Here is a 21501-nt window from a genome sequence, read left to right as displayed (position 1 = left end):
AAATCTCCTAAATAGAAGCATTTTTAACATATCAACACAAATTGATATTTCAAAACAAAAAGGTTGCCCGGTAAAAAATATTTTTTCATTGCTTGTCACTCGACCTTTTTTCAGTTCGTTAATAAATTTTTAAAATGAAAAATACCTTTATCATTCTTATTTTCGGATTCTTGCTCGTTCATCCCATTACTGCAAACCCAAAGAAAACCATTACTTTTATTATAGCGGAGCGAGAATATAAAACAGAACAATCTGTTCCCGCATTTGCACACAAAAAATTATCTCAGGAATTCATTCTCTATTTTTCCGAAGCTCCCAAAGAAGGAACAAGTCGTAATATCCTCAAGAATTCCTCTGCGATTAAAAATGCTGATCTTCTTTTTATCAGCGTTCGTCGCAGAGCGTTTAAGGAAAAAACCATGAACCTCATTCGAAATCATCTATCATTGGGAAAACCGATCATCGGTATACGAACTACATCTCACGCTTTTGATCTTAAAAATTCTCCAGTCCCCAAAGGTCATCAAGTATGGACCGAATGGGACAAGAAAATTATTGGTGGAAATTATAACGGCCATTACGGCAAAGGAAAAATTTGCTCGATCGAACATTTTTCGAAGTTAGTACCCCACCCTATATTGCAAAATGTAAAACTTCCCTTTACCACTCCGGCGACGCTTTACAAAAACTATCCTTTATCCAAAAGCTCAACGGTTCTTTTACAAGGAAGAATCAAGGACTCCCCTTCTGAACCGGTTGCGTGGACAAACCGTACTGCCTCAAAAGCAAAGGTTTTCTACACTTCTTTGGGGCACATCGAGGATTTTAAAAAACCTGCATTTAAACAACTGCTCAGGAATGCAATCAAATGGTGCCTAAAGAATGATTAGGCACCGGAAACTAACTTTGGCACCCGGTTTTCCCTCCTCGATCATAAAAACGGCTTTCATTTTGATTGGCGCTCCTTTCTTCGTGACATAAGAGGTTGCCCGAAAATAACTTTTTCAGTGGTTCTTGGTCAGTTCGCAGCTCACATAACCGCAGTTTGAATTGTATCATTTCACAAAATCATTCCGCGTGGCCGCTCTTTCATATTCAGGAACAAAATTACCTCCATTCCCCGCTGAAACCATCGAGCACCCCTCCCATTTCGTGCCAAAACAGGAGGTTTTGTGTCCTTGAAATCGAGTTATTGGGCAAATGCAAAGGCAGTGGTTCCTTTTATGCCTAGTCCATCCACTACAAAAACTTGCCCTGCATTTTCTTCCTGCAAAGACTTATGGACACCTGTGGTTACGAACAAGCGATCTAAGTTTGTTCCACCAAATGCACAAGCCGTTGTTTCCACACATGGAACATCAACCCTTTGAACCAGCTCTCCACTCTGCGGGTTAATTCTCACTACCATTCCGCCATGACACATGACCACCCAAAGCATATCCTCCGAATCGATCGTCATACCATCCGGAGACCCATCTAAATCCAGAACCCCCGTATCAGCCACCAAAGATGGTTCCGATAAAACTCCCCTACTGTTATCAAAAGGATAGGCCATGATTTTCTTCGTAGGGGTATCTATATAATACATTTTGGTTGCATCCGCATTCCAACAAATACCATTTGAATTAGTCACTTCATCCACCTTCAAACTAAGATCTCCTTTCGTATCCAACATGTATAGATTGGCATCTCCTGTCTTTTTAACCGTGCTAATTGTGCCGGCCCAAAACCTTCCGGATGGATCACACTTTCCATCGTTGAATCGATTATCTGGTCTTTTATCCGCTTCCGGATCAGCCAAATTTACTTTCTCGCCGGTAATCGGATCAAAAGTATAGATTCCGGAATCACCCGCACATAAAAAACCTCCACCCTTTCGGGGGACGACGGTTCCAATCCGCTCGCCCATCTCCCAACATTCTTCGTCACCGCTTTCAGGATTCAATCGAATGAGCGTATGCCCTTCAATGTCTACATATAACAGATGATCATTCCAAAAGATTGGACCTTCACCCCATTTGGAAACACGTGAACCGATTGGACTAATTGTAATATTGTTATTCATTTTTTTTGGATTCCCAGGACTTCTTAAAAAATTGCATTGCTAAATCATTCACATCTTTTCCCTCGGGTAAAGTGCGTAAGCCAGAATCCTCCACCCCATAGGCAATGCATTGAACTCCTAATTCTTCACATTTTTTTTGTATCATTACCGCAAATCTTGGATGATGTATCTGATCATTTAGATCGGAGCGATTATACACTATGATCGGCGGTCCGTCTGCACGAATATGAGGGAGTAATAAAGGTGTGCCCTTGGGCTGTTGAATTGGATAGATTGAGCGAATGCCCAGATCTTTAGCATGTCCAAGAAAGCAGGTAATTAAAGCACCGGCTGAATTTCCCATTACTGAAATCCGGTTTTTATCAATATTATACTTCCTCGCATTTTTCTTAATAAATTTAATCGATTCTGCACAATGCTCAAGTAACTTCCGATGATCCACATCCACCTGATCAATGTATGGATAATTCACACTGGCAAAGGAAATTCCTCTTGCTAAATTATTTTGCAACATGGAATTTCTCTGAAAAGATCGTTTATCCCCCTTTCTAAAGCCGCCCCCATGAAAATTTACCACCAAAGGAGTTGGTTTTTTTGATTCAGACAACCATAAGTCCAATTGGCTTCGTTTATAGTCACCACTATACCTCAGGTCTGAATGGGTTGGATCTTGGATCTCCCCATGACAAATTTGTCCGACCTGTAAGAGTAATGCTAGAAAAAGAAAGATTCGCTGGATCATAAAATCTGGTTATTTTTCCACTATTGAGTGATTACATTCGAATTAACAACACTTTCTCCAAACTTGAGTAAAGTTTTTTCAAATGCCATATACTACGCAAAAAAATAGTGAGACTCTCCCCATTCCATTATTTGACACCGACTTCGCTCGCCCAACCATCCCATGACTTTTTCATGTTCTTAACTCGTTCGGAAAATTCACCAGCAAGGTCACGTGTTTCGGTCCGATCTTGATCTAGATCGTATAATTGCCAAGGTTCTTGTTTTCGCTGCACTAATTTCCATTGTCTCTCTCGAATTGCTTGCCAACTCCCGTATTGAAAAAACAGTGGGTTTGTACGGATTAATTTCTTCCCAGAAAAAGTCGGGACTAATGAAATTCCATCCAATCCTGGAAGTTCACTCGAATATTTTGCCTCTTCCCCTGCTAATTCCATAAAAGTCGGTACAAAATCAATCAGGTGGCAGGGTGAACGTGAAATTGTATTTACAGGTAATTTGATCCCTTCCGGCCAATGCGCAATCATGGGAGTACAGATTCCTCCCTCCATACCCTGCACCTTCCACTTCTTGAAAGGACTGTTAATTGCATTTGCCCAGGATTGTCCAATCGCTTCAAAAGAACCGACACTACCCCACTCTGCTTCAGGATCCCAAACTTTTTTTCTCGGTCTCTCATGACTGGCTCCATTGTCCACAAGAAAAATAATTAGGGTGTTTTCCAACTTTCTAAGTTCTTCCAACTTTTGAAGAAGTCGACCAATATTCTGATCCATCCGGTCCACCATCGCAGCATGAATCTGCATCCGTAAGGCCTCCTCTTCTTTTTCCTGATCTGATAAATATTTCCATTCCTCGTGTTCTGGATTACTGAGAGGAGCAACCTCCCGATCAAACAAACCCATTTTTAACTGTCTTCCATAACGAGCCTTACGAATAAATTCATATCCCTTGTCATAAATCCCATCATATTTAGCAATATCCTCGGGGTGGGCATGCAATGGCCAGTGGGGTGCATTATATGACAGGAAAAGAAAGAAAGGATCAGTTGCTTTTTCTTTTTCATCCAGCCAGTCAATGCTCCAGTCTGTAATCGCATCGGTGGCAAAAAAATCCTTATCCGGAGTGTAAGGTTTTATCAGTTGATCATCAAAGGCCCATGTATAAACGGCTCGCCACCCCGGCTCTTTTTCTCCTTTTCTTGCCCGATCTCCAGGATTCCAAAAATTGATTGCACCCCCAAGAAATCCGAAAAAATGATCGAATCCACGATCGTATGGATTAAAACCGGCATGATGCTTACCCGACCACCAAGTTCGGTACCCAGCAGGTTTTAGGATTTCCCCAATCAGGGCCGTGTTCGTAAAGTTCCGATCACTCCGGTGATGATACAACCCGGTTAGCAGGCTAATCCGGGTAGTCCAGCACTTCGAAGTATTATAAGCCTGAGTATATCGAATTCCATTCTTAGCCAAACGATCCAGATTAGGAGTTTTGATCTCCCCACCATAGCACCCCAAATCTGAATAGCCCATATCATCGGCAAGAATCAATACGATATTAGGCTGGTATGCCCCGTGAGAAAAAAGCAATCCCCATAAAAGAAAAATTAGCATTGATGAATGTGCTTTCTTCATCCCCTTTTTCCAATTCCACTCATTCTTAATTTTTTCAATAATTCTTTCACCTTAGCGGGAAATTCTCCAGCCAGGTTCCGAGTTTCCTGTGGGTCTTTTTTGTGGTCATATAATTCCAGGAATAATGGCTCCGAATTCACGTCTCGGTAGTCCAACCAGGCAACCAATCGATAGCGATCAGATCGTAAAGTGTAGCCCATTAAATGATTTTCAAAAAGATCCCGATTCCAGTGCTTTCCCTGTTGTTGCTTGATACGATTTTCCACTTTCTCAATCAAAGGCCCAAAAAAGGTCTTCCTCATTCCCAAAGAAAGTGGATTAGCTGCCCACTCCCGTAATGCCGGGTTAGGAAATTGGCTCAACGCATATTGCTTCCCTTTTGCATCCGGGTTTTCCAACAATGGGAGCAGGCTCTCGCCTGCCAGATGCATTGCCGGGTTAGGAAATTGGCTCACCGCATATTGCTTCCCTTTGACATCCGGGTTTTCCAACAATGGGAGCAGGCTCTCGCCTGCCAAATGCATCGGCTTAGACAAGCCCGCCAGATCGCAAAGAGTTGGATACAGATCCACCAGCTCTACTAATGCCTCAGTCCCCTTTCCTCTATATTTCATTTCCGGAGTCCAAAAAATTAGAGGTACCCGGGTGGCAATTTCATAATTCGTAGCCTTTCCCCAAATTCCCATTTCCCCCAAGTGCCAGCCATGATCGCCCCAGACCACAATAATAGTGTTTTCCCGGATTCCCTCCTCTTCCAACGCATCCAGCATCAATCCAATTTGGGCATCAACATAACTAACACATGCATAGTATCCATGAAGGAGTGTTTTAGCTAGCTCCGGGCCGATAGGACCTTTCTTAGGAATTCCATGACGGGTCCGCAGCTCAAACGAGGCATGTAACCCGGTCGTTGCACCACCAAGTGGCTCTTCTGTTTGTTTTGCCAATTGAATATTCTTACGGTCATACATATCCCAGTATTTTTTAGGAGCTACAAAATCCAGATGCGGTTTTTTAAAACCAAGGCCAAGAAAAAGGGGCTGGTCCGGTTTTTTCTTCCTATGATCCTTCAGGGTGGAGATTGCCAGTCTGGTACTGTATCCATCTGAGTAGGCATGATCAGGAACATCGGCGGACTCATAGGCCGGTCCATGAATCAATCCACCGGAGCCTTCTTTTCCATACTTTGCGAGCATCTTTTCCTTGTTCGTGGCCCACAATTTTTGATTTTCAGACAAGGCATACCCACCCGGCAACCATTTCATTTTGACCGGACATTGATTATGGGCCGGTTTCCGGCTCCAGGAATATTCATCGTCTGTCATTCGTCCGTGATAAATTTTTCCGCAATACACCGCATCATATCCATTCTTTATAAAATGCTGGGGCAAAGTTACGATGTTCGGATTCAAGTCCCGAAAATAAGCGGTGTTTTCAATGACCCCAATTTCATCGGGTCGGGCACCTGTCATTAGACTGGCTCGGGACGGACTACAAATCGACTGTTGACAATAGGCCCGGTCAAACCGCCGGCCCTCCCTCGCCAACTTGTCCAAGTTGGGCGACTTGGCAATCGAAGACCCATAACATCCAAGCTCCGGTCTTAAGTCATCAATCGCAATAAAAAGAATATTGTGCTTTTCCGAAAATACAGGCCCGGTCAAACCGCCTACCCTCCCTCGCCAACTTGTCCAAGTTGGGCGACTTGGCAATCGGAGACCCGTAACATCCAAGCTCCGGTCTTAAGTCATCAATCGCAATAAAAAGAATATGGGGCTTTTCCGAAAATACAGAAACCAAGGGTATTGTAAAAAAGATTGAATATAAGAAACGAAAAAAATTCTTCATCTGCTTAAAGAAAGAATACCATTAAACAAAAGCAAGCTACTAGTTACCACATTTCATTCGTTTGTGAATTAAGCTAAATCACAAATCTTCTTTAAATTACTTGAGGGTTAAACTCTGAATGAATCATGATTACTGGCTATCGAGACTATGCCTAACCTCCCACAAGGGTTTATTTTAGTCGGAAAACTTTTAAAGAGTGAAAGTGCTTCTTATCGAAGGGGGACAGCCATTAGCATCTTAGCGGGCAAGTTTCCCTTCAACACTTCTTCACCACGGACATAAACCGTTACTGAACGGGGGTTATTGGATAAATTGTATACCAATGCCGTTCGTTTTCCGTCCGGTTTTTTGAAAACCACCGAGGTGGGCAGGTCGGTATAAGCTTCCTTGTCAATCAAACCATATGCTCGGCTGGCATGGGCTAAATAATAAGGAATACCGGCATGCTTAGGAGTGGAAATCCCCCATTTCTTTTCAATGGCTTCGTCCAAGACTTTACAAATTTCATCGGGTTGACAAAAAGCGGCATAGGCAGCTGTGACCTGTCCCCAATCCCCGTCAATTTTTTCCCAGGTCATTTTACCCTGATCCTTCCCCTGTTTTTCAAGCATTTGATTGAGCTGAAAAATAGAGTGTTCTGCATGAGCTCCAAAATAGTTCATATGAGTCCAAGCGGGAAGCCATTGGATACCATAAATATGAATCGGTTCACCACTGAACCAGGTCCATGCTCCCATATCCCGGTCACGCATAACGGAGCAGATCGTTGGTTCATAATTCGGCGACCAATTCGATTGTTCGGAGTTTTTCCAACCGTAAGCGTTATTCCAGTATTCATGCACCGCTTCGGTTTCAATGGAATATCCCATCGCCCCGGTGGCCATCATTTCCTGGTTTCCCAATGCAGCCCCGAGAAATAATTCGGCGACCAATTCGATTGGTCGGAGTTTTTCCAACCGTAAGCGTTATTCCAGTATTCATGCACCGCTTCGGTTTCAATGGAATATCCCATCGCCCCGGTGGCCATCATTTCCTGATTACCCAGAGCGGCTCCGAGAAAGAACATACCGGCCCAGGAACCAACTGCTTCGGAAGATGATTCCTGATTATTCCCATCGTATCCACTCGACATTCCCCCTGCGTAGCTATGACCAGCCCAGCATTCAAAGGTACGTAGTCGTGGAAAACGGGGAGATTCTCTTTCCCATTCTGCATATTGTTTCACCACTTCCGTTACACTCGGGCCATATTTCTTTAGCCATGCCGGGTCATGCATACCAATCAGAGCCGCACTCATGGCCAGATAACCATAGTGAAAATGATTATCAGTAAACTGCTCAGATCCGTAGGATGAATTAAACCCGACCAGCCCAGACCAAGGAAGGGGATACTTTGCATAGTAGAATGCTTTTTCTCCCGGCTCGTAGGTTAACCAATCCTCCACCACCCGCTTCGCTTCTTTATACAAATCATTGGCAATTGGAAGCTGTAGTTGCCAAGCCATATTAAAGGCCTGACAGGTTTTGAGCATGGACTTGCCCCCCCAGTAAGTATCTCCACCCTGCCGGTTTTCTTCAGGTTTTTTAAGCAGTTCATCTCCCCAGCGGTTGATAAAATTTGCCAATTTATCTTTTTTGAAATCATCATCTTTGGGCAAAGGAAAAAGAGGAATAATTCCGGTAAAGGGCCAGGCAATTTGAAATTCTCTTCCTTTGGCCACCACCATCTTACCCCGCCTGGTTTTATATTCCATACCGGTAAGTTTGAAATTATGCTGCGTGGTGCGGTAATGATGGGGAATCCAACCATGCAAAGTGTCTCCCCCACCCTCGGTTTTCACCTTCCAAACGGTGTTGACCCTGCCCTTCTCATTTTCATATTTCCAATCAAATTGAGTATCCCGGGGAATTGCACCCGCATGGCGGGCAAAAAGTTTTGCCTGATTAGGGTCATCATTCAGTGCAGCAATGGAAAGCACTGGCCCACTAAATCGAATATGTCCATCCATTGCTTTCAACGAACCACCGGGAGCAAAGATGCCAAAAGTACGACCATCCTGAACCAGGACTCCATTTGCATCCCACTTTCCAGGAATCTTCAGATCAATCCCCTTGGGCTCAATCCAGACATAGGGCATTCCCCGGCCAAAGGTGACATCGGCTTTTTTACTCTTGCTCAGATGAAGTCTCATTGAAACATGCCAGTCCCCCCAGTTCAGGGTGGAGGCATGAGAAAACGGTCCGGACTTCGGTGTGGTGGAGAGCTTGGAAAAAACGAAATGATCCGCTGAGATAAATCCCCAGCCACCCTTCGAATCATCCACCAATTGAACCTTTGCCTTTTTTCCACGATATTTCCTGAGGTCCCAGGTTCGCCATTCTAGATCATTGCTTTTCTTACCGACCTCCTGATAAACAGATTGGTCATCAATTAATAGATGGACTCCGAGAATTTCTTTTTCACTTCCTCCCCCCACTTTGAAATGAAGATAGTCTTTCTCGATCACAAATTCCGGAGAAGTCGCCTTACCAAGACCACCGTCGTGTCCGTAAAAACTGGCGGCATATCGCTTGCCTACAATTCCCCTGCTTCCATGTTGACCATGGGTCATAGGTGCATCTCCAAACGCGGTTCCCTCCAATGTCCATCCCAGTGCTGCCCAATCCTTTTCAAAATCAAAAAGGGTTTGCTCAACGGGATCAGAATCAGGAGTCGGGTCAATGGGTTCAATCACCAAAGGCTCACCTGCATCCATTTCTGTACCGTTTTGATTCCATTCCAATGGATACCAAATTTGTACGCCCTGTGCATCCGCGCTCACCGTAAAAGGATACGCATACAGGCGACCGGGAAAACCATCATTGGCCAAAAGCGTTGTCCACCAGTCATTCGTGGGCAGTGGCTTCCCTTGCACTTCAGGCTCTAAATGAACCGTCCTCGCAAAAAGTTTTTGTACTGATTCATTTTCAGGTGGTTTTTCTGCAAATGGAGCGGCACTCACCCCCGCAGTAACAAAAGAGCAAAAAAAGACACCGAGGAATAATTTCGGTTGGTAGAAGAAGGAAGAAATTTTCATGGTCAAGCCGTTAAACTAACCGAACGGTAAAGGATCACGCAAGCACCTGTTTGATCACATGTCCGTGGACATTGGTCAGCCTTCTTTCCAGTCCGTTATGATAATAAGAAAGTCGCTCATGATCCAGTCCCATCAAATGAAGAATTGTAGCGTTAAAGTCGTATACGCTCGACTTCCCCTTTACGCTCTTGAAACCAAAATTATCACTCTCCCCATAACTGTATCCCTTCTTTACCCCGGCACCGGCAAAGAAACAGGTAAAGGCATCCGGATTATGATCCCGGCCCGTTCCATTCCCCTGCAGGAAAGGCATCCGGCCAAACTCAGTGCACCAGACAACCAGAGTATTTTTTAAAAGTCCCCGGCGCTTCATATCGCTGATAAGGGCTGCGGTGGGCTGATCCATGATCTCCGCCTGCATCGCATGGGTCTTATCAATGTTACTATGAGAGTCCCAGTTGGTTATCCCATTCCCTCCGGATGGATCACTTCCATTGAAAAGTTGAACCACACGCACTCCTTTTTCAAGCAAGCGACGGGCTAATATACAATTCTTGGCATATTCTTTTTTTAGATCAGTTCCACTTTCCAATCCGTACTCTTTTTTAATCGATGCCGGCTCTTTTGAAATATCCATCACATCGGGTATAGAGGTCTGCATTTTCCCAGCCAGCTCATAACTGGCAATACGGGCAGCAAGATCAGCATCTCCGGGATACTTCTCCAAGTGAAAACCGTTCAACCGTTGAAGCAGGCTCACAGTGGAACGGTCATCCGCACTGGTGTAGGATGCCGGACGGGCTAGGTTAGCAGGGGGATTCTTGGCATTAAAATCAGTTCCCTGAAAAGCAGCCGGCAAAAAGCCGTTTCCAAAATTATTTTTGCCGGATCGGGCCGGGCCGCGTGGATCGTTGATCGCCACAAAAGCAGGAAGTTCCTCATTCTCTGAACCAAGAGCATAAGTTGCCCATGAACCAAAAGAAGGGAATCCTTCCATTGTAAATCCAGTATTAAGAAAGTTCTCCCCCTGTGGATGGGCACTTGTCTGGGTATGAAGAGAGTGAACGAAGCAGAAATCATCAGCCAGAGCACCCAAATGCGGTACAAGCTCAGAAACCATTTTCCCCGACTTTCCCCGTGGTTTAAAGTCCCAAAAAGGTTTGGCGATATTACCCGAAGGCCCTTCAAAGGTAACCGCCGGCATACCGGGAGGTTTTTGTCCATGGTACTTGGTAAGGTCAGGCTTATAGTCAAAGGTATCCACATGACTGACTGCACCTGGACAAAATATAATTAAGACCTGCTTAGCTTCAGTTTCAAAATGAGGATTACGCGGAGTGTATGGGTTGTCAGGATCCAAGTTTGGACGGATGGGTGATTTTCCGGTAAAACTGGTGGGATCATCGGAACCAAAAAGTCCGTCTTTACTCAACAACTGGGCAAGCCCTAGAGCACCGGTTGAAAATCCGGCGTTCTTCATAAAGCCACGCCGATTTAATAAAGACCGTCCGATCGAGGAAATTTTTTCTTCGTGATTATTCATTTTAAAAAAACCTTAGGGTAAAAAGGAAAACTCGTTGGAATTGATTAAGGCCCGGCAAACAATCTCAAGCCCGCGATCTTTCGCAACCTCCAAAGAGGCATTTAATTCCTCTTTCCTCGGCTTGCGGGAAAAAACTAACTCAAACGCACGAATGACCGAGGTTTTGAGATTTCCTTTTGACTCATCTTGAGCCCGCTTGGCGAGATGTATTGCCTGGTCGACCACAAAGTCACTATTCATTAAATTAAGGGCCTGCAAGGGAGTTGTGGAGACCGGTCTTTTAGAACGCACTTGACCACAATCCGGAAAATCAAAAGCAGTAAATATTTGATCGTCCACCCGGCGCATTCTTTCCTGGTAGATCATCCTACGCCAAGTTTCCGGTCCAAAATTATTGACCACTTCCCACTGGGCATAGGTCTTTTTAACATTATGTATACGATAACTTCTGCCTCCCATTTCCCGGTTTAACTTACCGGAAGCCAGAAGGATACCGTCCCGGATCACCTCGGCCTCCACCCTTCTTGGTGGAAAGCGCCAAAGTAAAGAACCAGTCGCATCTTTTTCCAACCCGACATCGGAGGGTTGATTCGATCTTTTAAATGCATCGGAAGTAACAAATAACCGAATCAATTCCTTCATCGACCAAGGTGTACCCTCAGGGCGAGATGGATTGGAAAATTCAGCGGCTATCCAGTCAAGTAATTCCGGATGACTTGGGGGAGCACCCGCACGACCAAAATCTCCACCTGTCACAACTAAGCCCGCACCGAACACATGCTGCCAAATACGGTTTGCCATAACCCGGGCGGTTAAGGGATTTTTTGCATCTACCATCCACTCGGCAAACTCCGCACGCCTTGCCCTACCACTGGCCTTACTATCCACCCCCAATTCACCGGAAAGTATTTTGGGTGCAGCCGGTGGGACAATATCCCTTGGATTCTCCGGGCTACCACGGTGCAAGACACGAGTGACCTTTGGCTTGATAAAACTACCAACAAAACTGGGGCGAGGGCCTTCTTCAGAAAGCTTGTAGGCAAGATGGTTAATCTCACCGACTGCATCTCCAACCGATTTTTCACGCTTGTTGAAATCCCTAATTTCTTGAATAGACGCAATCTCTTTCCAGGTTCCATCGACCAATTTCACATTCACCAAAAATTGGTCGAAATTAAATTTATTTTTTTGCTCGAGGTAATCAGTTTCATAGTAATATTCCCGATTCGAACTCATTCGTAAACGCCCCACCTTTACCGGCTTTTCGAAAGTAAACTCCAGCCAAGGATTCTGTTTTTTCTGCTTATTGTAACTGGCCTGCCAGCGCTGGGTTCCGTACTTACCGTCAATCACCCTAAAAACAGGAAAACGATCACGCTGTTGGGCAAATGCCAAGTCAGTACTTACTTTAGTTCCGTTGGTTGCCCGGGCCAGATTAAAATTCTCGGAGGGTAAGCCAAAAATCTCAACTTCATCCAAACCAACATATCCGGACCAAAAGTTCAGCCGTAATCCCACCGCTTCGATCGGTTTCCAATGTATTTCCTTGTATCCCCCCCAGTCCTCCTCCCAAGTTGAGGTTTTCTTTCTTATTATATTCCGATTCTTGGCAACATCCTTCCAAAATTCATTAGCCTTTGTTTTTCTTGGATGCTCCTTGGAAAATTCGGGAAAACGACTGCCAAATTCAATATCCTGAAATACGGCTGTCATGGAGTAGTAATCCTGAATCGAAATGGGATCAAATTTATGGTTATGGCAACGAGCACAACTCATAGTAACGCCGAGCATGGATGCCCCCACAGTTTGCATAATCTCATCCATCCGGTCAGCACGGGCTTGCCTGATCGCAGAGGCTTCCTGCCCCACCGTGGCCGCGGGAACATGAGGTCCAGCAACTAAAAAACCTAGGGCTTCCCCCACTCCCATGCCGTCACCAGCCAACTGTTGTCTAACAAATTCATCATAAGGCAAATCTTGATTAAATGCCCGAATCACATAATCCCTGTACACCCAGGCAAGCTTGCGATAGAGGTTTGACTCCGAACCATTGGTTTCTGCCCAGCGTATCACATCCAACCAATGCTGAGCCCATCGCTCGCCAAAGTGCGGGGATGCCAATAATTCATCGACTAACACAGTGTAAGCTTGCTCCGGATTCTTTTTATAACCAGAAAGAAAATCAGCCACCCTGGATGGTCGAGGAGGTAATCCTGTTAAAACAACAGATGCACGCCGAATCAAAGATAGTGGATCCGTTTGCTTGTTTGCAAGTATTCCCTCCACTTTAAGTCTTCGGTTAATAAAAGAATCAATTGGATTCTTCGATTTCTTGGGGATAGTCGGACGGTCAATCGATTGGAATGCCCAATGTTCCGTTCCCTCTTCAATTTTATCCTCCATTTGGCCGGGCCACACAGCTCCTTCCGCAATCCATTGTTCCAATAATTCGACTTCATCGTCAAAAAGCTTACCACCTTTGGGAGGCATACCAATTTCTGGATCATCGCTTTTAATCACTTCAATCATATAACTTTTTTCTGGCTTCGCAGGAATAACTGCAGATAAACCAGAATCTCCCCCTTTGAGGAGATGAACCCGACGATCAACCCGAAATCCTGATTTTGATTTATCAGGACCATGACAATCTATGCAATAATCCTCAAGCAGGGGGAGTATGTCATCCTCAAACTTAAGCTTTGCGAATGAGAATACCTGTGTAAAAACTATCAGGCAAAATACTAGAGCGAAATTTTTAAAGGTCATTTAAAGTTGGAGACAAATGTAGAAAAGGTGGGGATTGAATATATTATATTAAACAACCTGTAATTAAAAAGCATAATTGGCAATTTTTAAACAATTATGGAGTCATTCATACAAAATAACCTAAATAATACTTATTGGGACAACTTATTAATGCTTCCTTAACGAGAATTGATTAAAGGAGCCGTTTGCTCTGGAGAAGTAATTCCATGAGGGAGTTCCATTATTTTTAAATTCCGAAAGTGAATCTCGGAACCTTCCGACTCCAGGCAAAGATATCCTTTTTTATACTGTGAATTACGAATTCCATTCACAAATTTGCCATTAACTGAAAGTTTAACCACACCATCTACGCATACCACGTCATAAGTATTCCACTCCCCTCTTCCCTTGCATCGGTTCTCCAAAGACTTGCTCCTACTGCCCCGCGGGTTATCAGGGGTTGCTTTTAGCCCTCCTGCACCAAACAACTCACCATGCACATAGGCAATGGGCGGAGGCTGTTTGCCCTTCCTTGTATGCAACTTTACCCAATCCAGTTCCAACATTTGAATCTCAAGGCCTTTGGGTAAGCGGTTTCCAAAAGGTTTTGCGTCACTCCAGGCAAAAATTCCGGAATTCCCCCCCGGTTCCATGTGTCGCCATTCAACATGCAAAAGAAAATTCTCGTATTGCCTATCACTACGCATGACCCCAATCGGTTTCCCCTTACAAATTAACATGCCATCCTTGACATACCATGTTTCTGGTGAAGTGTTTACATCAACCCAGCCAGTCAGGTCCTTGCCATTAAATAAATCTACCCATTGGGGAATTCCCGTTCCCGAAAGTACAAAATTAGGTACTGTGATTAAGAAGAATAGAAGAATTTTATTGAGCATAAAAAATAGGGTTCTTTTCATGGAAGATTATATTATTTAATACTCTATTTGATTGGCAAGACAGGACCTGCATTAAGAGTAAAAGCTTTATTACAGGCCTTAACTCATTCGCAAACTAAGCAATGAAAAAAACCAAGCTAAGGCAGCTTTAAATCAGGAGAAGAAACTTATTCGGCTGACCTTGTGAGCTCGAACTTTTCTTTTCCATCCTTAACTACCCAGCCAAGTTCAAGAAGTTCGTTTCTCAATTGATCAGCCATGGCCCAATCTTTTGAAAGTTTGGCATTCCAACGCTTTTGAGCCAGATTTTCTATATCAGCAGGAATTTCCACTAGATCCACCTTCTTAGGCTCAACCACAAGGCCGAAGGCGTCACAGGTTGCCTGAAATCCTCTACAAACTTCACTCACAGCATCTTGCTGACCTTCATATTCACCTCTCTCATAAGCTTCGCTTAATTCCCTGACCAAACTGAAACACCTGCCAAGTGCCTCGGGAGTGCTTAAATCTGACAACAAGGCCTCCTGAACAGGTTGAAAAGGGCCAAATTCAGTTTCCAAGGTGTTTCCTGTTGTTGGAATGAAATTAAATTTGGTAGCGAAATCTCTCAATTTTGACATCGCTTTCCGGGATGCTTTCATCGAATCAAAAGTAAAGTTCAGGGGCTGACGATAACTTCCAGACAATAATACATATCTTACTTCCTGAGCGGAATAACCCTGCTCGAAAAGATCTTCCAAAGTATGCAAATTCCCCAGAGATTTGCTCATTTTCTTTCCCTCAACCATCAAGTGAGCAATATGAAACCAATGTCGGGCAAAGGTCTTACCAGTAGCACATTCGCTTTGAGCTATCTCGTTCTCGTGGTGAGGAAAAATCAAGTCGACGCCACCAGAATGGAGGTCGAAAGAATCTCCGAGAACCTTCATGCTCATGGCACTACATTCGATATGCCAACCTGGACGGCCTTGTCCCCAAGGAGAATCCCAAAAATTTTCCCCATCCTCCGGTCGACGAACTTTCCATAGTACGAAATCTGCAGCTGTTTCGCGTTCGTACTCATCTGAAGTTTCACGATCGGTTGTCGATGTGGTAATTTCCCGTTCTGCCAATCGAGAAAGACGTCCATATTCGGGAAAAGCATCCACTTTGAAATAAACTGAACCATCGTTTGCTCGGTATGCGTTCCCTCCTTCGATCAATCTTTCAATTAAGGAAATTTGTTCGGGAATATGCTCGACTGCTGAGGGCTCAGCGTGAGGAGTAAGTAAATTGAGAAATTCACAATCCCGATGAAATCTGACCGTCCATTTGTCTGTAAAATCCTCAAGCTTCACCCCTTGCTCTTGTGATTGACGAATTGTCTTGTCATCAACATCAGTAAGATTTCGAACATGCAAAGTTTTATGACCTGAAGTTTCAAGCACCCTTCGAAAAACATCCTGCATCACAAAAGTTCTAAAGTTCCCAATATGTGCCGGCCCGTAAACGGTAGGCCCACAAGCGTAAAAACGAACCGAATTTTCATCCATAGGAAAAACCTCCCGGACTTCCCGGGTCATGGTATCGTACAATTGGAGCGGCATCGACCTACTCTTCGCGGATCGTGATTGGCTTAATATCCCACTTGGGATTCTGTCCAAGGAAACGGCATGGATTATTGTGATAAATCTCCACCGCTTCCTGCAAGCTGTGCCCTCTTCTGCGAAATTCCACAATCGATTCCTGCAATGTAAAAGGATCACTCGGACCCCAATCCGCAGAAGAATTTACCAACAATCGTTCAGTCGAATATTTTTCTAAGATATCAACGGATCTGCGGGGACTGCATTTAGTCACCGGATAAAGAGTCATCCCTGCCCAATAACCGGCATCTAACACCGATTCTATGGTCTGTTCTTCCACATGATCAATCCATATCTTATCCGGATTAACATCCATACCAGCTAAAACCTCTAACACAGTTTTGGTACCGTGTGCTTTGTCGGACAAATGAGGTGTATGAATCAAAACAAGCTGATCGTGCTTCATGGCAATTTCCACATGTGCCTGTAACGAATCAATTTCATTTTGAGTTGATTTATGAAGGCCAGTCTCCCCTACTCCTAAACAGGTTGGTTTTTTCAAAAACTCCGGCATATGGCGAAGTACCTCCTGGGTAAGCTCAGTATTCTCTGCTTCCTTTGGGTTAACCGCCACCCAACAATAATGGCGAATACCAAATTCAGCGGCCCGGGTCGGTTCAAACTCAGAAATTTGTGCAAAATAATCGATAAAAGTCTCGGGGTAACGACGGTCAAAACCAGCCCAAAAGGCAGGTTCACACACTGCAACGACTCCTGACATTGCCATTCGCTCGTAATCCTGAGCGGTTCGAGCTATGGCATGATAATGTGGTTGAATAATTTGCATGACAAAAATTAGTTAGGAAACCTTGGCAAAATGGTTGAGTAATTGCTCCGTTCGATTCGCTTCTGGATGATCTCCGCCAGAAAGTAAAGACATCGCCTCAAGCAAAGAGTTTAACCGGGATTCATCCTCCGCTTTTTGACCTTGCTTCTCAACCGAACGATCATATCGATCCAACAGGGCAGCCACCTCGAGTAAATCTCTACGAGCTTCCAGGTAGTAAGTGTCTAGAGTTTTTTGTGGTTCTAACATAATAAAAGTTTAAGATTTTTCTGTAAGTATTGTATTTTCAGGCAGGGATGACCGATGAATGGTGGTGTATTATTGAACCCGTCTTTTGCCGTTTAAAGATAAAAGTAAATCGAGCTTTTTGTCGAACGTGTTGATCACCTTCATTAAAAAAAAATGTGTAAAGCCCAGTAGTGGAATAATGATTCTCTCCCAATTCTGAATGGCAAACTGAAGCAGAATCCAATTCCACACCCGCTCCATCCCTTGCCAAAAAACTGTCGAAATATCCGCGGATTAACGCAGGTGTGTTCAATGGTTTTTCATCAAATGTTGCAAACAATAGAGCATCCTGGGAATACAAGCCCACCACCTGCTCAAGATTTCCAGAATTGATTTGATCGATCCAATTTTCTAAATGACTAAATTCCATAGGAAGTTAATCTTATAACAAAAACATCGAACTCCTCAATCCCAATTGAAACTCAATCATTATGAAAGTCCAAAAGCTTCCTTCCATAAGTCAGGCTTAAACCCTTGCAATGCGATCCCTTCGCCCACTACAAAAGGCCTTTTAATTAAGTTTCCCCGTCCACGCAAAAGAGAAATAATTTCTTCCTGAGTGAGGTCAGGGATCTTATCTTTCACCTCCGGGTCGCGATAATCTTTACTCGAAGTGTTAAACAATTTCTTCAATTCCCCCGCATGGGCTTGAATCATTTGTAGAATTTCCTGTTGAGTAGGAGTTTTCTCCCGTATGGGTAAGGATGTAAATTCAATATTTCTTTCCTTTAACCAGCGAGCTGCCTTTCGACAACTTTCACATTTTTCATATTGGTACACTTTCATGTTCGTTTATTTGTAAAATTTCATTTATCCACTAAGAAACTATTATTTCTTCATAAATCAACCCAAACAGAAAATGCATGCCCCACATTCTAGTCTACCACAATGGATTTTAACTTTGCTTCCTGTTTTGGTTTTATTTTCCTGCTCCCCCCCAAAACCCGAACCGTCCTCCGATTTAAATGCCTCTCAATCGTCATCCTCTATGCAAGTCATCACACACACCCTTAAAAACGGTTTAACCGTATACCTAAGCCCAAACCATGAGACGCCTCGTTTTTATGCCGAGATAATTACTCGAGCGGGCAGTAAGCATGACCCCGAGACCAATACTGGACTCGCTCATTACCTTGAACATCTTCTTTTTAAGGGCACTCAATCTTTTGGCACAATTGATTATGCAAAAGAAAAACCATTGTTAGATGAGATTTCAAAACTCTTCGAGTTACGGTCGAAAGAAGAGAACGCATCCAAAAGGCAGGAAATTTACAACCAAATTAACAAACTCTCAATTGAAGCCTCCACTTTTGCAGTTCCCAACGAAATGGACCGTGTGTATGGCAACATGGGAGGAAAGGGTATCAATGCCCACACTTGGCATGAAGAGACGGTCTACAAAGTCGACCTGCCTGCCAATCGATTGATTCACTGGGCAAAAATTGAAAGTGAACGCTTTGCCAACCCGGTCTTTAGACTTTTCCACACTGAGCTTGAAACTGTTTATGAAGAGAAAAATCGTTCGATCGACAATAAAGATCGCCTTCTTAATCGTGAAGTAAACGCGCTCTTATTTAAAGTTCACCCCTATGGACAACAACCCACACTTGGTTCAATTGAGCACTTAAAGAACCCTTCGATTCGAGCAATAGAAGAATTTTACTCGAAACATTATGTGCCGGAGAACATGGCGATATGTATCTCAGGCGATATCGACCCGGATGAAACCATCCAAATTATCGAAGAACACTTTTCATCATGGAAATCAGAATCCCCTCTTAGGTCGGAACCAAAATGGGAAGAAAAACCACTCTCAGGAAGGGAATTTGTTCAAGTTCAATACCTGGGTGAAGAACAAGTAATACTCGCCTTCAGAACCACACCCAGATTTCACCCAGATTATCATGCAATTCGTTTAATGGATATGATTATTGATAATTCGGTCGCCGGGCTTATCAACTTGGATCTCGTTGAAAAGCAGTTAGTTCGTTCAGCAGGTTGCTACCCGCAAAACTACAATGACCATGGTGTGCATTCCTTTTATGGAATCCCGAAGGAGGGGCAAAGCCTAGAAGAAGTTGAAGAACTTATCCTCGCTCAAATTAACCGGGTAAAAGTAGGAGATTTTGACGACTGGGTAATCCCCGCCGTCATTAACGATTTCAAGAAACAACAAAAAGAAGATCGTGAAAATAATGCAAAACGGGTCGAATTGATGAGGGATACCTATTTATCATTTGTAGACTGGAAGACATCGAACAGTGAAATTGAAAAACTGGAAAAATTAACAAAAGAAGATGTAGTTCGCGTTGCTAATCAGTATTTTGGTGAAAATTATGTGGCCGGATATCGAATCGATGCACAGCATAAGTTACCTAGCATAGAAAAACCTAAGATCGACCCCCTTGTTATCGACCCTGATAAGGAATCCACTTTCATGAAAAATGTTAGTGAACTACCTTTCGATCCATTCGATCCCAAATTTATTGAGGAAGGTAAAAATTTTATTACTATGGAAATTTCGCCAGGACTCAAGCTAATCCATGTAAATAATCCCCTCAACGATCTATTTACTCTAGAAATGAGGATGGAGAGCGGTTCCAGGCATAACTCTATGCTCCCCTACGCCAAAAGAATGCTGGATCGTTCGGGTGCAGATGGCATTTCTTCTAAGGATTTAAAAATTGAATGGTATAAATTGGGCACTGACTTCGCATTTGCGGTTCGCGAACGCTTGAGTTCTCTTATTCTTACAGGCCTTGATGAGAACTTTGCAGCCTCGCTTAAACTTGCCCGTGATTTGGTTGAAAAACCAAATATATCCGACGAAACATGGGAAGAAACTAGAAATATCATCCTCTCTGAACGAGATGATGAACAAAAAGACCCCCGAGCAATTAGCAACGCCCTTGCTCACTTTCATCGCTACGGCAATCGCTCACGATACCTCGAACGCCCGAGTGATTCTGATTTAAATGCTTCCAGCGTTCAAAGTCTCAGTGCGATGCTTCAAGATGTTCTTCAGGCAGAAAGAACTGTCCTGTACTACGGACCACAATCCCCGGAAGAGGTAATCAATTTAATTAGTAACGGATTTAGCGGAGAACAGGAAAAATTTCTTTCAAGTAAGCCTCTTGAAAAACTGCGATCAATAAATGCCAAACAAAATCAAATTTATTTTTTCGAAAAAGAAATGGCCCAAGCACAAGTCCGCCTTGAGTTTTCTGTCGGGACATATGAGGAAGAAAAGATCGCAGCCTCTCAGTTATTTAATGAATATTTTGGCGGTGGAATGGCGGGACTAGTTTTCCAGGAACTTCGAGAAGCCCGCGCCCTTGCCTACTCTGCATGGGCACATTTCTTCACACCGTCCCGTCCCGATGAAGAAAACATACTCGTGGGCTCTATTGGGTGCCAGGCGGATAAAACAATTGAGGCAGTTCTTGCCTTTATGGAGTTGTTAGAAAATATGCCTATTAACCAAACAAGATGGGAATCCGCCCATTCCTCTATCCTTAGCTCTTACCGTACCAACCCAATCCCCTATCGGAGCACGGCCGGTTATGTGTACGATGTGAATGCTCTCGGACTCAAAGGAGACCCAAGGAAAGACCGCTTTGAACGAATGAGCAAATCCTCGATTGAAACGCTGAGCGAATTTTATAAAAATTCAATCCAACCAAAAGCAAAATTACTCTCCATTGTAGGAGATTCTTCCAAAATTGACTTATCTGAATTAGAAAAAATTGGTCCGGTTACCCGAATCAAGGCCGAGCAGCTCTTTACTCGCTAGTATTTCCGTGTGCTCCACGAGTCGAAGAAAATCCTCCGTCCAATGGTTTTTTTTCAGAAATAGATAATATGGAACGAAAGAAATTAAATACCTTCTCGCATTCTTTCTCCCTTTGCCCTGCATCCTTGAGTCGCAAGACAAGTCTTTGCTGTTGCCCCGTTTGCAGTTCAGTTAAAGTGCAATTACAACTTGACTGACCGTTGTTCGAGGACATTTCGACCACATCCACCCGCCCCATAGGTACTGGAACAGCATCTTCTCCAGAAAGCTCCATCCTTAAAGATACCCGTCTCTCCGAAAAATTGAATATTCGGGTATAACTAATTTGCATAGTTGGTTCGCCAGAAACCATAGTCTGCATTCCATTACGCAATATTTTCAAAATTTCAATTGATCGATTCATTTGAGCCGTGCAATTACGCCCGAATAAGGTTAATGAAGCAACAGGAAATTT

Annotated in this window: 18 protein-coding genes; 2 read left to right on the top strand and 16 right to left on the bottom strand. The window is 43.8% G+C overall.

Annotated features, from left to right (window positions below; genetic code table 11):
- The first annotated feature begins 134 nt into the window (after positions 1 to 134).
- Positions 135 to 890, top strand: coding sequence for a ThuA domain-containing protein (locus tag ACKPQ5_RS09750; protein WP_407678917.1), 756 nt, complete (start codon positions 135 to 137; stop codon positions 888 to 890).
- A gap of 299 nt (positions 891 to 1189) precedes the next feature.
- Here the strand turns inward: ACKPQ5_RS09750 and ACKPQ5_RS09745 are convergent, their stop codons facing one another.
- The 15 genes from ACKPQ5_RS09745 to ACKPQ5_RS09675 all read right to left on the bottom strand — a co-directional run bounded on the left by ACKPQ5_RS09745 (position 1190) and on the right by ACKPQ5_RS09675 (position 18040).
- Positions 1190 to 2065, bottom strand: coding sequence for an SMP-30/gluconolactonase/LRE family protein (locus tag ACKPQ5_RS09745; RefSeq protein WP_407678916.1), 876 nt, complete (start codon positions 2063 to 2065; stop codon positions 1190 to 1192).
- Entirely contained in the window at positions 2058 to 2807 is a 750-nt protein-coding gene (locus ACKPQ5_RS09740) for an alpha/beta hydrolase (RefSeq protein ID WP_407678915.1), read from the bottom strand. The genes ACKPQ5_RS09745 and ACKPQ5_RS09740 overlap by 8 nt, the downstream gene beginning before the upstream one ends.
- A gap of 127 nt (positions 2808 to 2934) precedes the next feature.
- Positions 2935 to 4443 (bottom strand): arylsulfatase, encoded by a 1509-nt coding sequence (locus ACKPQ5_RS09735; RefSeq protein ID WP_407678914.1) that lies wholly within the window; start codon positions 4441 to 4443, stop codon positions 2935 to 2937.
- On the bottom strand, positions 4440 to 6107 hold the full coding sequence (locus tag ACKPQ5_RS09730) for a sulfatase (RefSeq protein ID WP_407678913.1): 1668 nt from the start codon (positions 6105 to 6107) through the stop codon (positions 4440 to 4442). The genes ACKPQ5_RS09735 and ACKPQ5_RS09730 overlap by 4 nt, the downstream gene beginning before the upstream one ends.
- Entirely contained in the window at positions 6055 to 6291 is a 237-nt protein-coding gene (locus ACKPQ5_RS09725) for a hypothetical protein (protein WP_407678912.1), read from the bottom strand. The genes ACKPQ5_RS09730 and ACKPQ5_RS09725 overlap by 53 nt, the downstream gene beginning before the upstream one ends.
- A 209-nt stretch (positions 6292 to 6500) precedes the next feature.
- Positions 6501 to 7247 carry a hypothetical protein gene (locus ACKPQ5_RS09720; protein WP_407678911.1) on the bottom strand — a complete coding sequence of 249 codons (747 nt, stop codon included), beginning with the start codon at positions 7245 to 7247 and terminating at the stop codon, positions 6501 to 6503.
- Positions 7175 to 9367 (bottom strand): glycosyl hydrolase, encoded by a 2193-nt coding sequence (locus ACKPQ5_RS09715; protein WP_407678910.1) that lies wholly within the window; start codon positions 9365 to 9367, stop codon positions 7175 to 7177. The genes ACKPQ5_RS09720 and ACKPQ5_RS09715 overlap by 73 nt, the downstream gene beginning before the upstream one ends.
- Before the next feature lie 34 nt (positions 9368 to 9401).
- A complete protein-coding gene (locus ACKPQ5_RS09710) occupies positions 9402 to 10910 on the bottom strand; it encodes a DUF1501 domain-containing protein (RefSeq protein ID WP_407678909.1) in 1509 nt (502 codons plus the stop codon).
- Between the two features lie 12 nt (positions 10911 to 10922).
- On the bottom strand, positions 10923 to 13676 hold the full coding sequence (locus ACKPQ5_RS09705; RefSeq protein ID WP_407678908.1) for a PSD1 and planctomycete cytochrome C domain-containing protein: 2754 nt from the start codon (positions 13674 to 13676) through the stop codon (positions 10923 to 10925).
- 158 nt (positions 13677 to 13834) lie between these two features.
- A complete protein-coding gene (locus tag ACKPQ5_RS09700) occupies positions 13835 to 14575 on the bottom strand; it encodes a 3-keto-disaccharide hydrolase (RefSeq protein ID WP_407678907.1) in 741 nt (246 codons plus the stop codon).
- A 146-nt stretch (positions 14576 to 14721) separates the two neighbouring features.
- The gene (cysS, locus tag ACKPQ5_RS09695; RefSeq protein ID WP_407678906.1) at positions 14722 to 16140 is read right to left on the bottom strand and encodes a cysteine--tRNA ligase; all 1419 of its coding nucleotides are present in this window, start codon (positions 16138 to 16140) and stop codon (positions 14722 to 14724) included.
- Between the two features lie 4 nt (positions 16141 to 16144).
- Positions 16145 to 16966 carry a TatD family hydrolase gene (locus ACKPQ5_RS09690; RefSeq protein ID WP_407678905.1) on the bottom strand — a complete coding sequence of 274 codons (822 nt, stop codon included), beginning with the start codon at positions 16964 to 16966 and terminating at the stop codon, positions 16145 to 16147.
- Between the two features lie 12 nt (positions 16967 to 16978).
- Complete coding sequence (locus tag ACKPQ5_RS09685) at positions 16979 to 17215, bottom strand: hypothetical protein (protein WP_407678904.1); 237 nt, start codon at positions 17213 to 17215, stop codon at positions 16979 to 16981.
- A 37-nt stretch (positions 17216 to 17252) separates the two neighbouring features.
- The gene (locus tag ACKPQ5_RS09680) at positions 17253 to 17624 is read right to left on the bottom strand and encodes a nuclear transport factor 2 family protein (protein WP_407678903.1); all 372 of its coding nucleotides are present in this window, start codon (positions 17622 to 17624) and stop codon (positions 17253 to 17255) included.
- 59 nt (positions 17625 to 17683) lie between these two features.
- Entirely contained in the window at positions 17684 to 18040 is a 357-nt protein-coding gene (locus tag ACKPQ5_RS09675) for a Spx/MgsR family RNA polymerase-binding regulatory protein (protein ID WP_407678902.1), read from the bottom strand.
- Between the two features lie 73 nt (positions 18041 to 18113).
- Between ACKPQ5_RS09675 and ACKPQ5_RS09670 the strand changes: the two genes are divergently transcribed.
- On the top strand, positions 18114 to 21047 hold the full coding sequence (locus ACKPQ5_RS09670; RefSeq protein WP_407678901.1) for a M16 family metallopeptidase: 2934 nt from the start codon (positions 18114 to 18116) through the stop codon (positions 21045 to 21047).
- Here ACKPQ5_RS09670 and ACKPQ5_RS09665 read toward each other — a convergent pair.
- A partial coding sequence (locus ACKPQ5_RS09665; protein WP_407678900.1) for a hypothetical protein occupies positions 21037 to 21501 on the bottom strand: 465 nt, incomplete at its 5' end. The two genes, ACKPQ5_RS09670 and ACKPQ5_RS09665, sit on opposite strands and share 11 nt — an antisense overlap.

It is taken from the genome of Candidatus Seribacter sulfatis (assembly GCF_964187635.1).
Lineage (GTDB): Bacteria > Verrucomicrobiota > Verrucomicrobiia > Opitutales > Seribacteraceae > Seribacter > Seribacter sulfatis.
The sequence above is the reverse complement of the archived record's forward strand: the minus strand, read 5'-3'. Positions and strand labels throughout refer to the sequence as shown.